Origin of the sequence: Deinococcus radiotolerans, from assembly GCF_014647435.1 — a bacterium.
Classification (GTDB): Bacteria; Deinococcota; Deinococci; order Deinococcales; family Deinococcaceae; genus Deinococcus; species Deinococcus radiotolerans.
Genome location: NZ_BMPE01000007.1, coordinates 14,222 through 26,961 on the forward strand (window position 1 = coordinate 14,222; position 12,740 = coordinate 26,961).

The 12,740-nt window shown below is 70.3% G+C and carries 14 protein-coding genes and 1 other RNA gene; 12 read left to right on the top strand and 3 right to left on the bottom strand.

Annotated features, from left to right (window positions below; all coding sequences use genetic code 11):
- Nucleotides 1-2 precede the first annotated feature (2 nt).
- Entirely contained in the window at nucleotides 3-947 is a 945-nt protein-coding gene (gene truB, locus IEY63_RS12645; RefSeq protein WP_189069378.1) for a tRNA pseudouridine(55) synthase TruB, read from the bottom strand.
- Between the two features lie 151 nt (nucleotides 948-1,098).
- Between truB and IEY63_RS12650 the strand changes: the two genes are divergently transcribed.
- The 3 genes from IEY63_RS12650 to rnpB all read left to right on the top strand — a co-directional run bounded on the left by IEY63_RS12650 (nucleotide 1,099) and on the right by rnpB (nucleotide 2,737).
- On the top strand, nucleotides 1,099-1,470 hold the full coding sequence (locus IEY63_RS12650) for a hypothetical protein (RefSeq protein ID WP_189069379.1): 372 nt from the start codon (nucleotides 1,099-1,101) through the stop codon (nucleotides 1,468-1,470).
- Nucleotides 1,467-2,228, top strand: a complete 762-nt coding sequence (locus IEY63_RS12655) for a pseudouridine synthase (RefSeq protein ID WP_189069380.1) — start codon at nucleotides 1,467-1,469, stop codon at nucleotides 2,226-2,228. Before IEY63_RS12650 ends, IEY63_RS12655 begins: the two co-directional genes overlap by 4 nt.
- Before the next feature lie 74 nt (nucleotides 2,229-2,302).
- An RNA gene (gene rnpB / locus IEY63_RS12660) (RNase P RNA component class A) lies at nucleotides 2,303-2,737 on the top strand.
- A 47-nt stretch (nucleotides 2,738-2,784) separates the two neighbouring features.
- Here rnpB and IEY63_RS12665 read toward each other — a convergent pair.
- Entirely contained in the window at nucleotides 2,785-3,147 is a 363-nt protein-coding gene (locus IEY63_RS12665; protein WP_189069381.1) for a DUF423 domain-containing protein, read from the bottom strand.
- Between the two features lie 244 nt (nucleotides 3,148-3,391).
- Here IEY63_RS12665 and mraZ point away from each other — a divergent pair, with 244 nt between their 5' ends.
- From mraZ to IEY63_RS12705, 8 genes are all read left to right on the top strand, one after another.
- Nucleotides 3,392-3,820: a division/cell wall cluster transcriptional repressor MraZ gene (mraZ, locus tag IEY63_RS12670; RefSeq protein ID WP_189069382.1), complete on the top strand. Its 429-nt coding sequence runs from the start codon at nucleotides 3,392-3,394 to the stop codon at nucleotides 3,818-3,820.
- Nucleotides 3,821-3,825: 5 nt separating this feature from the next.
- Entirely contained in the window at nucleotides 3,826-4,779 is a 954-nt protein-coding gene (gene rsmH / locus IEY63_RS12675) for a 16S rRNA (cytosine(1402)-N(4))-methyltransferase RsmH (protein ID WP_189069383.1), read from the top strand.
- Nucleotides 4,776-5,147: a hypothetical protein gene (locus IEY63_RS12680; protein WP_189069384.1), complete on the top strand. Its 372-nt coding sequence runs from the start codon at nucleotides 4,776-4,778 to the stop codon at nucleotides 5,145-5,147. Before rsmH ends, IEY63_RS12680 begins: the two co-directional genes overlap by 4 nt.
- Entirely contained in the window at nucleotides 5,138-6,469 is a 1,332-nt protein-coding gene (locus tag IEY63_RS12685) for a peptidoglycan D,D-transpeptidase FtsI family protein (protein WP_189069385.1), read from the top strand. The genes IEY63_RS12680 and IEY63_RS12685 overlap by 10 nt, the downstream gene beginning before the upstream one ends.
- Before the next feature lie 454 nt (nucleotides 6,470-6,923).
- Nucleotides 6,924-7,481, top strand: coding sequence for a 3D domain-containing protein (locus IEY63_RS12690; RefSeq protein ID WP_189069386.1), 558 nt, complete (start codon nucleotides 6,924-6,926; stop codon nucleotides 7,479-7,481).
- A gap of 100 nt (nucleotides 7,482-7,581) precedes the next feature.
- Complete coding sequence (locus tag IEY63_RS12695) at nucleotides 7,582-8,757, top strand: FtsX-like permease family protein (RefSeq protein ID WP_189069387.1); 1,176 nt, start codon at nucleotides 7,582-7,584, stop codon at nucleotides 8,755-8,757.
- Nucleotides 8,758-8,810: 53 nt separating this feature from the next.
- Complete coding sequence (locus IEY63_RS12700) at nucleotides 8,811-9,134, top strand: 4a-hydroxytetrahydrobiopterin dehydratase (protein ID WP_189069388.1); 324 nt, start codon at nucleotides 8,811-8,813, stop codon at nucleotides 9,132-9,134.
- The gene (locus tag IEY63_RS12705; protein ID WP_189069389.1) at nucleotides 9,131-9,604 is read left to right on the top strand and encodes an acyl-CoA thioesterase; all 474 of its coding nucleotides are present in this window, start codon (nucleotides 9,131-9,133) and stop codon (nucleotides 9,602-9,604) included. Before IEY63_RS12700 ends, IEY63_RS12705 begins: the two co-directional genes overlap by 4 nt.
- Here the strand turns inward: IEY63_RS12705 and IEY63_RS12710 are convergent.
- Nucleotides 9,594-10,259: a cyclase family protein gene (locus IEY63_RS12710; protein WP_189069390.1), complete on the bottom strand. Its 666-nt coding sequence runs from the start codon at nucleotides 10,257-10,259 to the stop codon at nucleotides 9,594-9,596. The two genes, IEY63_RS12705 and IEY63_RS12710, sit on opposite strands and share 11 nt — an antisense overlap.
- A gap of 84 nt (nucleotides 10,260-10,343) precedes the next feature.
- Between IEY63_RS12710 and IEY63_RS12715 the strand changes: the two genes are divergently transcribed.
- The gene (locus IEY63_RS12715) at nucleotides 10,344-12,713 is read left to right on the top strand and encodes a tetratricopeptide repeat protein (protein WP_189069391.1); all 2,370 of its coding nucleotides are present in this window, start codon (nucleotides 10,344-10,346) and stop codon (nucleotides 12,711-12,713) included.
- The last annotated feature ends 27 nt before the right edge of the window (nucleotides 12,714-12,740 follow it).

Consider the following 12,740-nt stretch of genomic DNA (forward strand, 5'->3'; position numbering starts at 1 on the left):
CTTCACGCCCAGGCGCGCACCACCTTCAGCTGCTCCCCGTTACCGTCCACAACCGCCACGAGGTCGCCGTTCAGGGTGACAACGTGGCGGCCCTGCGCGGCGTGCGCCGGGCGTTTGCCCTGGCGGAGCTCGCGGGCCATCCGGTCATCGGCCTCAATGACTGCGAAGTCCAGCGCGGCTAGGTCAGGAATGCCGGTCGCGCCGGGCAGGTCGTCCACCGTCACGGCGTCACGCAGGTCGTAGCGGCCCACGCGGGTGCGGACCAGTCCGCCCAGGTGCGCGGGCACGCCCAGCGCCGCGCCCACGTCACGGGCCAGGGAGCGCAGGTACGTGCCGCTGCCCACGCTGGCCCGGACGAGCAGCGTGGGGAACTCACCCAGCGCGGGCGGTAGCGTGAAGGTGTGCCCGGTGTCGGCAGGAGTCCAGTCCTGCGGGTCGAAGGTACGCGGCGCGGCATCCACGCTGGGGTACACGCCCAGCAGGTCCAGCGAGTGAATCACCACGTTCCGGGCGGGCAGGTCCAGTGCGCCCCCAGCGCGGGCCACGGCGTAGGCCCGCTGGCCGCCCACCTGAATCGCGCTGTACTGCGGCGGCACCTGCGCCTGCGGCCCCGTGAACGTATAGAGAGTTTCTCGAAGGTCATCAAGGCTTGCTGCGTCCGGTTTCAGCCAGCCGGAGACGTCCGCCACCTCATCCACAGGCCCCTCGGCGTCCAGGGTGGGCGTGCCAGCACCGAGGCTGATCCACGCGAGGTAGTCCTTGCTGTCCGCCTCCATGAACTGCACGACCTTCGTGCTGTCATCCACGCACAGCACCAGCACCCCGGTCGCCAGTGGGTCCAGTGTGCCGGTGTGGCCCACGCGTTTCGTGCCGCGCGCCCGCCTCGCGCGGTTCACGACGTCGTGTGAGGTGAGGTTCAGCGGCTTGTCCACGGCAATCACGGGCATACGCGCGAGGGTACCAGAGGACAGGAGCTGAGGGGGAATCAGCGGGTCCACACGCCTCCCTGATGTCCGGGCGCCCCGGCGTGCTCCGCAAGGTGCGCTGGCCCACGCCGTCCCACGCTTCACTCACCTGTTCCCGCGTAGACTGGGCCTCGTGTTGCGTGTCGCGTTCTGGCTGACCGCCCTGCTGTTCATCCCGCTGGGCCTGTACCTCTACTTTCTGCCGCCGGACGTGGCGTCCCTGATCGGCGTGTCCCCGATGTGGCTGGCGCGCGGGGCGGGCGCGCTGGTGTTGGCCTGGGGCGCCTTGCAGGTGGCGGCGAGTTTCGCGCCGGACCGCGTGAAGGTGGGCGGGCTGGTAGGCGGGCACCTGCTGCTCGTCGCGGCGCTCGTCCCGGCGGCGCTGCGCGGTGGGGACGCCCTGCCGGGTGCGGTCCGCACGGCGCTGCTGGTCGTCTCGGGCGTGATGGCCGCGCTGGCCGTCATGGGCATCCTGGGCACGCCGTCCCGCCGGAGCCGCCTGTGAGCGAGCGCCTGCAAAAACGGCTCGCCCGCGCGGGGGTCGCCTCGCGCCGCGCGGCCGAGGACCTCATCAGCGCTGGGCGGATCACTGTGAACGGCGAGGTCGCCGTGCTGGGCCGCACCGTCATTGACGCGGACGACATCCGCCTGGACGGGCAGCTGATCGAGACGGAGAGCGTCCCGAAGGTCACGTACATGCTGTACAAACCGCGCGGGTACGTCACGACCGCCCGCGACGAGTACGGCCGCCGCAACGTCCTGGACGCCATGCCGCGCATTCCGGGCCTGCACCCGGTGGGCCGCCTGGACCGTGACTCCGAGGGGCTGCTGCTCCTGACGACCGACGGTGACCTGACGCTGACCATGACGCACCCCCGGTACGGGCACGAGAAGGCGTACCGGGCCTGGACGGACGGCCCTGAGGAACCCACCCAGGCCGAGCTGGATGCCCTGACCGACGGCACCCTGAAACTGGAGGACGGCCCGGCGCGCGCGCTGCTGGCCACGCCCGCACGGGGTGGGGCCTTCGTGACGCTCGGTGAGGGCCGCAACCGGCAGGTGCGCCGCATGATGGAGGACATCGGGCACCCGGTCACGCGCCTGCTGCGCTACCGCGTGGGTGGCCTGTGGCTGGGCAACATGGAGGTCGGCGAGTACCAGCAGCTGGACAGCCGGGACTTGGAGGACCTGCTGCACCCGGAGAAGGTCCCGGCGGCTATCTGGGAGCGGCAGTGGGAACGCATTCAGAAACGCTGGGGCTGACGCGGCGCGAGTCGGCTGACGTGGGTCACCCCGTGCCGCGCACCCCTGCCCGCCTCCTGCTATGCTCTGTCCTTGCGGGGGAATGTTCGGCCGCGCCTGGGCGTGAGTTCAGGTGAGGAAAGTCCGGGCACCGCAGGGCAGGATGCCAGCTAACGGCTGGTCGGCGAGTCAAGTGCCACCGCGCGCGCCTGCGCGGGGGTGGCGGCGAAGCCGAAGGACAGTGCCACAGAAACCAGACCGCCACCTGCTGACGTTTCAGTACGCGGAGCCCCGGCGCGGGCGGGCAGGTGGTCAGGGTGAAACGGTGCGGTAAGAGCGCACCAGGCACCCGGGAGACCGGGCGCGCTGGTAAACCCCATCCGGTGCAAGACCCGACAGTGCGCGAGGGCGGCCCGCCCGTTGACCGCCAGGATGGTCGCTTGAGGCGCGCGGCGACGCGCGTCCCAGAGAGATGGCCGAACAGCCACGCAAGTGGCGGACAGAACCCGGCTTACAGTTCCCCCACACCAGCAGCAGGCCGCCCCGGATTCACGGAGGCGGCCTGCGACCTCATGGGTCAGGGTCTCGGGACCTTCGCGGCGTCCAGGGCGGCCAGGACGAATCCGGCGATCATCAGCGCGCCGCCGATGGGCGTGATGGCTCCCAGCACCTTCACGCCGGTCAGGGCCAGCACGTACAGGCTGCCGCTGAAGATCACGGCTCCGGCGAGCAGGAAGAGGGGGGCGCGCCGCTGGTTGGCCTGGGTGCCCAGGGCGAGCAGGGCCAGGGCGGTGTACATCTGGTAGCGGGCGCCGGTCTCGAAATCGGCGAGCAGGGTGGCGTCCAAGCGGGCTTTCAGGCCGTGCGCGGCGAAGGCGCCCAGCGCGACGGCCAGGGCGGCCAGGATCGCGCCGCTCTGCAGGGTGCGGTTCGGGGTCATGCCCGCAGGGTAGAGGGTGGAGGCCGGGGTGGGTGTCCTGCCCCTCAGGTGGGGCTGGAGTGGGGATGTGGGGCGCGCTGTGGGGGGAGTTGGGGGAATTGGTGGGGATTGGTGGTAAATCGTGGTGATGGCTGTTACACTCGCCGCATCAACCGAAATGCGTTCAGCTCGTGTTCACGGTTGACCGTGACCTTCCCCCCTGCCGCGCACCCTGGTGGGAGCGGGTGGGGAAGAGAGGAGACGTTTGCCGTTTGGAGAGTACCCGTACACCATCGATGACAAGGGCCGCGTGGTCATGCCACCCGCGTTCCGTGACTTCGTGGAGGACGGCATGATCCTGACGCGCGGCATGGAAGGCTGCCTGTACGTATTCCCGCTGTCCAGCTGGAAGCGCGTGGAGGAGCAGCTTGAAGGACTGCCGCTCACGGACGCCGAGTCGCGCGCGTTCGTGCGTTTCTTCTATTCCGGCGCGAACAAGGCGCGGCTGGACAACCAGAGCCGCGTGTCCGTTCCGCAGACCCTACGGGCCTTCGCGGGCCTGGACAACGAGGTGATCGTGGCCGGCGCGCCCGGCCGCCTCGAACTGTGGAACCCGGCGCGCTGGGAAGCGGCCATCACGGCTGTGCAGGACAATCCACCCAAACCTGACCTTCTCACGAACTTCGTGGCGTGACCCCAATGACTGACCCTGATTTTCCCACTGACCTCCACGCGCCTCACGCTGAGGACGCGTCTCAATCCGAGACTGACCCCAACCTGGACCCCGCCGGGGACGCCCTCTCACACGTCCCCGTGCTGGCGGACGAGGTCCTGGACATTCTGCAGCCCGCGCCGGGCAAGGTCTTCGTGGACGGCACGCTGGGCGGCGCCGGCCACACCGGCCTGCTGCTCGCCGCGGGCGCGACCGTGTACGGCATCGACCAGGACCCCTACGCCCTGGCCCGCGCGCGCGCCGCGAACCCGCAGGGCCTGACCGTGCTGGAAGGCAACTACCGCGACATGACGGCCCTGCTGGCCGGGGCGGGCGTGACGCAGGTGGACGGCGTCCTGCTCGACATCGGCGTCAGCTCCTTCCAGCTGGACGACACGGCGCGCGGCTTCTCGTACCACACGGAAGCGCCCCTGGACATGCGCATGAGCCAGTCCGGCGAGAGCGCCGCCAACGTGGTCAACGAGTACGACGCTGAGGACCTCGCGTCCATCATTTACGAGTACGGCGAGGACCGCCTCTCGCGGCGCATTGCCCGGGCCATCGTGGCCGCCCGGGAGCAGGCGCCCATCGAGACAACCGTGCAGCTCGCGGAGATCATCAAGCGCGCCTACCCCGGCTTCTCGAAGGGCATCCACCCGGCCCGGCGCACCTTCCAGGCGCTGCGGATTCACGTGAACGACGAACTGGGCGCCCTGCGTGACGGCCTCGCGGCCGCTGAGTCGCTGCTCGCTCCGGGCGGGCGGCTGGCCGTGATCAGCTTCCACTCGCTGGAGGACCGCATCGTGAAACGGTTCCTGCTGGGCAGCGAGGTTCTGGAACCGCTCACGAAACGCCCCGTGACCGCCCGTGACGAGGAGCAGGCCACCAATCCCCGCGCCCGCAGCGCGAAACTGCGCGGCGCGCAGCGGGTGACCGCGTGAGACCCTGGCCTCAACTTGATCCGGACCTGACCCTGCCGACTTGGCGGGCGCGGGCCGTGCGGTACCTGCTGATCTACGTGGCGTTGGTGGTGGCGCTGGTCAGCGTGCGCGCCTCGACGAGTGAGGTGCGCCCCGGCTTGCGGGCCGCGCAGCTTCGCGAGCAGACCCTCATCACCCAGCGCGACAACCTCGCGCTGCAGTTGCAGACGCTGGAAACCAAGCAGCGGATCATGGCCTGGGCTCAGGCCAACGGGATGGAGCTGTCGGCCACGGCCGTGAAAGGCAGCGCTGACATTCAGGGCATTCCAGATGCGCCGGCGGTTGCGCCTCAGACCAGAACCGTGGAGGTGGTCACGAAGTGGAAGTGAAGATCCGCAACCGCTCGGCGCTGATGCGTTTCATCGCGCTCGCCATGTTCCTGACGCTGGTGTGGGCGTACGCGCAGCTGGAGTGGGGCGCGCCGCAGGGCGTGAAACGCAGCGTGATCCAGTCCCGCGGGTCCATCGTGGCCGCGGACGGACAGGTGCTGGCCACCAGCATGAACGGCAAGCGCGTGTACCCGCAGGGCGCCCTGGCCGGTCAGCTGCTGGGCATGATGGGCGACACCGAGGGCCTGGAGGGCCTGGAAGCCGCGTACAACGGGCCGCTCGCGTCGGGACAGACGCTGAAGCTGACGCTGAACACGCAGATTCAGGCGGCGGCCGAGGCGGCCCTCGCCAAGGCCGTACCGGCGCACGAGGCAGAGTACGGCTCTGCGCTGGTGATTGAAACCCGCACCGGGCGGCTGCTGGCGGCCGCCACGTACCCGCCCTTCAACCCGAACGAGTGGCGCACGTTCAGCGACGCGGACCGCCGCAACCGGCCGTTCCTGGACGTGTTCGAGCCGGGATCGACCATCAAGGCGCTGGTCGTGGCCGCCGCGATGAACGAGGGACTAACCACACCGAACACCCTGTACAGCACGCCCATGAGCCGGTACGTGGGGGGCCGCTGGGGCAGCCGCATCGGGGACGCCGTGGCGCACCCGGCGACGCTGACCACGCAGGGCATCCTGAGGTACAGCAGCAACGTGGGCATGAGTCACGTCGTCGAGCACTTCAAGCCGGAGCTGATGCGCGGCTACCTGAGCCAGTACGGGTTCGGGCAGGACGTCGCCCTCCCGACGCTGCCTACCGCCACGGGAAAACTGCAGGCCCTGTCCCGCTGGAATGACCTGGTGCGGGCCACGAACGCGTTCGGGCAGGGAATGAGCAGCACGAACCTTCAGCTGATCTCGGCGTTCAACGTGCTGGCCAACGATGGGCAGTACGTCGCGCCGCGGCTGGTCGAGGGGGCGGGCGGGCAGGACCGGCGTGAGGTGATCCGGCCAGAGGTGGCCCGCACCACGCGGCAACTGCTGCTGAACGTGATCAACGAGGGGATCTTCTCCCAGGCGGGCATCAAGGGCTACGACCTGGCGGGCAAGACGGGTACGGCGCAGGTCGTGGTGGACGGGCGCTACTCCAGCACGGTGTACGACAGTGTGTTCGCGGGATTCCTGCCCGCAGAGGCGCCGCGCGTGACGATCACGGTCATGGTGCACGGCGCGAAAAAGCAGCATCACGGGTCTCAGCTGGCGGCCCCGATCTTCCGGGAGATCTCGGCGCAGGTGCTGTCCTCGTGGGGGTCAGCGCCTCAGACCGGTCAATGAGAGCCGAATGAGATGTGATGTGGACTGGGCATCAGCCTGAAGCGCCCATGACAGAGTCCTCACGGACCCTCAGTTTTTTCTGGTGATCCACCATACAAAGGCGGCGAGGTTCAGCACCGGTGGCTGGCTGAACCTCGCCTTTTTCATGGCCCCATGAGCGTATACGATGAGAAAATAAATGAGAGCATTAGAAGATATCTCATTTTTAGATTTAATTTCTAGGGAGGAGATTTCCATTTTTTTATATCAAGTCTAGAAAGAATTGATATTTATAATGAGTTCATAAATGTGAATATCTCAGAAATGACCCATTTGGGACCCTTAGGCTCATCTCCAGGTTAGTGGAATTCTTCATTCCCAGCCGGACCGAGCCCCGAGCATCAGGGGACCCCGCAGGACCGCTTCATTTCACCGCAGCCAGGCACGCACACCGCCGCGCCTGACAGGAGAGTTCATGTTTCAACCGTCCATTCGCCGACTGCACGCCCTGATCGTGGCTCTGCTCGGCTTCGCTGGCGCCACCCCCGCACTCCCCGCCAGCAGCATCGCCACCGACGCCGTCCGCGACGCCCTGGCCCAGACCGCCCCCGCCCAGAACAGTGCCCAGCAGGCCGCGCAGAACCGCGCCGCCGGCGTGGCCGCCACCCAGCAGGCCAGCGATACCGTCGCCTACACGCCCATCCGCGGCAAGAGCGTCATCGCGCGCAGCACCGCCTACAACAGCACGCCCGGCCAGACCGACGCGTCGCCGTTCATCACGGCCACCGGCACCCGCACCCGCCCCGGCGTGATTGCCCTGTCCCGCGACCTCCTGCGCATCTTCCCGTACGGCACCCGCGTCATGATCGAGGACCTGAGCGGCAAGTACAGCGGCATGCTCAAGAACCGCGTCTTCATCGTCGAGGACACCATGGCCGCCCGCAAGACCAACTCCGTGGACGTCTGGATGCCCACCCGCAGCGAAGCCCTGAACTGGGGCGCCCGGCAGATCCGCATCACTGCCGTCCGCTGAGCCCCACCCCACCACGCCGCCGCTTCCCACCCGGAAGCGGCGGTTTCCTGTCCCAGCCGGACCGCAGCGCCGCGCAGGGCAGGTGATATCCTCCGCTGTCATGACCCCCGCCCCCGACCGGACGCTCGCCTGGACCCTGGCCCGCGCGCACCTGCGCCGCCGCCGCACCCAGAACGTCCTGACCATCCTGGGCATTGCTGTGGGCGTCATGGCGCTGATCGCCGCGCTGAGCCTCACCAACGGCTTCACCCAGGCGCTGATCAGCGCCACGCTGCGCGCCAGTCCCCACCTGAGCCTCACCGCGTACAGCCCCAGCGGTCCCAACGCCGAACTGGAACGCGCCATGAGCGACGACCCGCGTGTCCTGGCGTTCACGCCCTTCCTGGCCGACAAGGGCCTCCTCACCCGCCCCGCCAGTGAGGGGCGCGCCGCCGGTGTGGACTTCACCACGCTGTTCGGCGTGGGCCCAGCTGCCGCGCGCGTCCTGGAACTGCCCCCCGAGGAGCGCGCCATGCTGGGCAGTCTGAAAGACGGCGAGGTCATGCTGGGCGCCGCCCTGGCCCGCAGCGTCGGGGCGTTCCGCGGCGAGCAGGTGCGGCTCCTGAACAGCGGGCAGCGCCGCACCGCCCTGAACGTCCGCGGCGTGTTCCAGACCGGCAACTACCTGATTGATTCGGCGTACGCCTTCACGAACCTGAAGACCCTTCAGACTCTGCAGGGCACCGCGAACATCACCGGGTATCAGCTGCGCCTGCACAACCCGAACCTGGCCCCAACGGTCGGGGAGAACCTGACCCGCACCCGCGCGTACGCCGCGCTGCCCTGGCAGAGCCTGTACGGCACCCTGCTCGACCAGCTGGCCCTGCAGAAGAAGGTCATTGCGTTCGTGGTGCTCCTGATCGTCGTGGTTGCCGCGTTCGGCATTGCCAACGTCCTGACGCTCGCGGTGTTCGAGAAGACCCAGGAGATCGCCATCCTGCGCGCCATCGGCGCCACGCGCGCCCTGATCACCCGCGTGTTCCTCATGGAGGGCCTGATCCTGGGCCTGGGCGGCCTGCTGCTGGGGAACCTGCTGGGCCTGGGCATCAGCGCGTACTTCACGGTGCGGCCCTTCACGCTGCCCGGCGACCTGTACTTCATCACGACGCTGCCCGTCGAGGTGAAACTCACCGATATCCTTGCCGTGAACGCCGTCGGCCTGACCACCACCCTGCTGGCCGCGTTGATCCCCGCCCGGCGCGCCGCGAGCGTCGAGCCGGGCCGCATCATCCGCTGAACCGCGTCCCCGACCGCGGTGCCCGCCCTGCGGCGCGCCCTACCATGCAAGGCATGGCGTACGACCCCCGCATCAGCTATGACCCCACCCGCAAACTGACCGACGGTGACGTCCTGAGCAGCAAACCTGACGGCTGGTGGGGCGACGCCGGGAAGCTGTACCGCGACTTCCCCTTCCCGAACTTCATGGACGGCGTGAACTTCGCCGTGCGCGTCGCCCAGCACGCCGAGGAACGTGGTCACCACCCGGACATTCACATCCACTACCACTACGTGCGCGTGAACTACTACACGCACGACGCGGGCGGCGTCACCCAGCTGGACCTGGACGCCGCGCAGGCCCTCAACGACCTGCTGGCCGGAGACGCCCCCGCTTGAAGCTCCGCATTCCCGACGCGGACATCCTCTGGGCGGACGTCCCGGACACCCGCCGCCACGAGCAGACCGTGACGGTCAGCCCGGCTGATCTGGACGACCTGCACCACGTGAACAACACCGTGTACCTCGCCTGGTGCGAGGACGTCGCCCGCGCGCACGCCCTGCGCCTGGGCATGGGCACCGAGGCCCTGATCGGCCTGGGCGCTGTGCCCGTCGCGCGGCAACACATCATCAACTACCACAGGCCCGCCCTGCTGGGCGACACCGTGCGCGTCCGCACGGCGCTGACCCTGCACGCCGGGGTGCGCAGCGTCCGCGCCTACGCCCTGGACCGCCTGAATCCCGGCGATCCTGCCGAAGGCGTTCGGCTCGCGGAATGCCAGACCGAATGGGTCTGGGTGGACCCCGCCTCTGGTCGCCCCAAACGCGCGCCCGCCGAGGTGAGCGCCGCCTTCGGCTTCACCAGCTAGCCGCCGGACCTGCCTTGGGCAGGGTCCCGGCGGGCAGCAGCACCGCGCGGGCCGGCGCGCCGTCCACCTCGGCCAGCGGCAGCGGCAGGCACATCAGGTCGTACTCGCCATCCGGGACGCCCGCCAGATTCAGGCTCTCCAGGATGAACACGTGCGCGTCGCGGCACGCCGCGTGCCCCGGCAGGTCCTTGCTGGTCAGCGCGTCCACGCTGGGGCAGTCCGTGCCGAGCAGTCGCACCCCGCGCTGCGCCGCGGCCCGCACGAACTCAGGGGAGAGGGCCGGGAAGTCCTGCGGGAACGCCGCCCAGTGCGCGGGCTGACCGGTGCGCAGCAGCAGCCGGGGCGGCAGGGTGTCCGGCAGGTCCGCCAGGGCGTCGGCGGGGACCGCCCCGTCCCGCGCCGTCACGCCCAGCACCCGGCAGCGGCCCATGTACACCGCGAGCGGCACGTCCTGCAGTTTCACGCCCGCATCGTCGTAATGCCACGGCGCGTCCACGTGCGTGCCCGTGTGCGTGCTCGTGCACAGCTCGCCGGTGTTCACGCTGTCTCCCGCCGCGATCCGCGCGCCCGGATTCACCCGGAAGGGCGCGTCCCCCGGCCAGTTCGGATGACCAGGGGTGAGCAGGCGGGAGATGTCGTGCGGGAAGGTCAGCATGCCCCAGCCTACCGCGGCGCTGGGACGCGCCGCAGGCCACTACCGCCGCTTGTGCCGGGGCGCGAACATCCCTGACAATGCGGCATGACCCTGCGGACGCTCGGCGCCCTGTCCGTGGAAGGCGTGACCTTCCGCCGGGAGAAGGTCCTGCTGCTCCTGGCGTACCTGTGCCTGGAGGGCCCCCAGCCGCGCCGACGCCTCGCGGACCTGTTCTGGCCCGACGCGACCAACCCCATGAACTCCCTGGCGCAGCACCTCGTGCACCTGCGCGGCCTGCCGGGCGCCCTGGCCGAGGACGGACCGCGCGTGGCCGCCGCGATGCCCTGCGACGCGGCGCAGCTGCGCGACCTGACCCGCCGCGGCCGCCACGAGGAGGCCGCCGCGCTGTACGGCGGGCCGTTCATGGACGCCCTGACGATCCCGCTGGGCGCCGACCTGGAGGAATGGGTCTTCGACACCCGGGACGCCATGGGTCAGGCCGCCCGCGCCGCCCTGACCGCGCTGGCCGCCCAGGCTGCCGCGCACGGTCAGCGGGTCCGCGCCGGGGAACTTGCCGCGCAGGCCCTGACGCTGGACGGCGCCCCACCCCCCGACGAGCTGGACCTGCCCAGGCTGCACCACCTCCTGACCCTCGCGGGGCATCCCCTGGCCGCGCAGGTGGACCGGGACGCCCGCAGCCTCGGCCTGAACCTCAGCGCCGCGCCCGCCCCGGTGAGCGCCCCCTTCGTGGGCCGCGAGACGGAACTGAGTGCCCTGAGCAGCCTGACACCCGGCCAGACCGCCTGGATCAGCGGGCACGCCGGGATGGGCAAGACAGCCCTCCTCGAAGCGCTGGCGCGCAGCGGCGGCTGGACCGTCCTGCCCGGCCGCGCCGACCCGCCCTACGCCACCCTGGCCCCCCTGACGGGCGCGCCCCCCACCACGCCCCACGCCGCCCTGAGTGCCCTGCGGGACGTTAAGCTGCGCGTCGCCGTGGACGGCTGGGACACCACCGATCCAGCCACGCAGGGCGCGCTGGCGCAGGCGGCCGCCGCGCGTCCCGGCGCGGTCATCGTTCTGGCTGGACGCGGCCACCCACCTTTCGACGTGGACCTGCACCTGCACCTGGGCCCACTGACCCCGGAGGACCTGCGCGCCCACCCGGACCTGCACGCCCGCACCGACGGGCACCCCGTCCTGGTGGGGCACGCCCTGCGCGGCCAGCCGCTGGACCTGCGCCTGGGCGCGCGCGTCCGCGCGTACCCCGAACACGTCCGGGACACGTTCCTGCTGCTGGCCCTGCAGGATCAGCCGAACCTGCGCGCTACCCGCGCCGCACTGAACCTGGACGCCGACACCTTCGCCCGCACCCTGGCCTCACTGACCACCGAGGGCCTGACCAGCGAGACGGGCCGCGTGTACGCCGCGGCCACCATCCGCGAGCACCTGCACCAGATTCACGTTCACGCCGCGCTGCTGCACCTGCGCCTGGCCCGCGCCCTGCCCGGGGACGCCGCGTGGCCCCACTACGACCGCAGCCGCGACCTGTGGGAGGACGCCGACGAGACCCGCGCCGCCCACGCCGCCCGCCAGCACGCCCAGGCGCAGCTGAAACGCGGTCATCCCGGCCAGGCCGCCGCGCTCCTCGATACCCTCACGCACCTGCCAGCGCTGGCGGTGACGCACGCCTGGGCGCTGATCGGCGTGGGCCGCTACCAGGACGCCCTGAACCGCCTGACCGCCCTCAGCGCCCACGACCAGCAGGTCAGTGACGCCCTGGCCGCCCGCGCGGTCACCCTGATCCGGCTGGGCCGCACCGACGAGGCCGTCGCCCTGGCCGATCAGATCAGCGGCAGCGGCCCTGACGCCGCGCACGCCGCCAGCGTCCGCGCGCACGCCGCCCGCATGCGAGAACAGTGGGAGGACGCCCGCCGCCACGCCACGCTGGCCGCCCAGCTGTGGAACCTGCACGGCGACGACGAGGCGCAGCTGACCGAGCTGGGCATGGTCGCCCGCGCCCAGGTTGGACTGGGTGAGGCGCCAGACGCGGTCTTCGAGCCGCTGCTGGAGCGCGCCCGCGGCATTCCCAGCGCCCGCAGCCGGCTGCTGCTGAACTACGTGATGCTGCTGGGGGCCCTCGGCCAGCACGGGCAGGCTGAGGCGCTGTACCCCGACCTGATGCAGGCCCTTCAGGACGCCGGGGATACCTTCGGGCTGGCCAACGTGCACATCAACCGCGGCGTGGACGCCCACGAGCGGGGCGACCTGACCAGCGCCGCCGAGCAGTACCGCGCGGCCATCACGTACCTGCGCGGCACCGGCAACACGCGCCTGCTGGGCGTCGCCCTGAGCAACCTCAGCGAGATTGATCACAACCTCAGCGCCTTCGAGGACGCCCTGACCCTGCTGGCCGCCGCCGGACAGCACGACCTGGTCGCGCAGATCCGCCGCAACGCCCAGCTCACGACGCCCTGACCGTGACCCGCCTACACCTCAGATGCT

What these genes read in the sequence shown, in the direction of transcription:
- truB (WP_189069378.1), bottom strand. Translation starts at nt 947, where the DNA reads ATGCCCGTGATTGCCGTGGACAAGCCGCTGAACCTCACCTCACACGAC.
- IEY63_RS12665 (WP_189069381.1), bottom strand. Translation starts at nt 3,147, where the DNA reads ATGACCCCGAACCGCACCCTGCAGAGCGGCGCGATCCTGGCCGCCCTG.
- rsmH (WP_189069383.1), top strand. Translation starts at nt 3,826, where the DNA reads ATGACTGACCCTGATTTTCCCACTGACCTCCACGCGCCTCACGCTGAG.
- IEY63_RS12690 (WP_189069386.1), top strand. Translation starts at nt 6,924, where the DNA reads ATGTTTCAACCGTCCATTCGCCGACTGCACGCCCTGATCGTGGCTCTG.
- IEY63_RS12695 (WP_189069387.1), top strand. Translation starts at nt 7,582, where the DNA reads ATGACCCCCGCCCCCGACCGGACGCTCGCCTGGACCCTGGCCCGCGCG.
- IEY63_RS12700 (WP_189069388.1), top strand. Translation starts at nt 8,811, where the DNA reads ATGGCGTACGACCCCCGCATCAGCTATGACCCCACCCGCAAACTGACC.
- IEY63_RS12710 (WP_189069390.1), bottom strand. Translation starts at nt 10,259, where the DNA reads ATGCTGACCTTCCCGCACGACATCTCCCGCCTGCTCACCCCTGGTCAT.
- IEY63_RS12715 (WP_189069391.1), top strand. Translation starts at nt 10,344, where the DNA reads ATGACCCTGCGGACGCTCGGCGCCCTGTCCGTGGAAGGCGTGACCTTC.